The sequence below is a fragment of the Mesorhizobium sp. M2C.T.Ca.TU.002.02.1.1 genome (genome assembly GCF_003997225.1).
This window is the reverse complement of record NZ_RZTO01001550.1, coordinates 1-422: the sequence shown is the minus strand read 5'-3', so window position 1 is coordinate 422 and position 422 is coordinate 1. Positions and strand designations below refer to the sequence as shown.

Here is a 422-nt window from a genome sequence, read left to right as displayed (position 1 = left end):
CTCGAAGCCGGCGGTGTCGATGACGTCGAAATGGAGATCGTAGAGTTTTGCGGCATGGACGCGGCGGTCGCGCGTCACGCCCGGCGTGTCGTCGACAAGCGCCAGCTTCTTTCCGACCAGCCGATTGAAAAGAGTCGATTTGCCGACGTTAGGCCGGCCGATGATGGCGACTTTGAACGACATCCAGTCTACCGTTCATTTTGCATGTCGTTTGTCCCAAAACCGCTGCGCACTTTTGGGCGACATGCAATCACGACGCGTTGCCCGACCCGCGGATCAGCTCGGACATAAGCTGCGCCCGCTGGCGCACATTGCGCGGGGCGGCGTCGTCCGAGGAGATCTGGTCGAACAGTTTGAGCGCGTCGGCCGACTTGCCGTCCTTCCAGGCGGCAAGGCCGAGCGCCTCGCGCGCCGAATGGCGC

At 62.8% G+C, this 422-nt stretch carries 1 protein-coding gene; it reads right to left on the bottom strand.

Annotation, left to right across the window (positions count from 1 at the left end; all coding sequences use genetic code 11):
* Positions 1 to 183 (bottom strand): GTPase (locus EOD07_RS37225; RefSeq protein WP_127238552.1); only part of this gene is annotated, 183 nt, incomplete at its 3' end.
* Between the last annotated feature and the right edge of the window lie 239 nt (positions 184 to 422).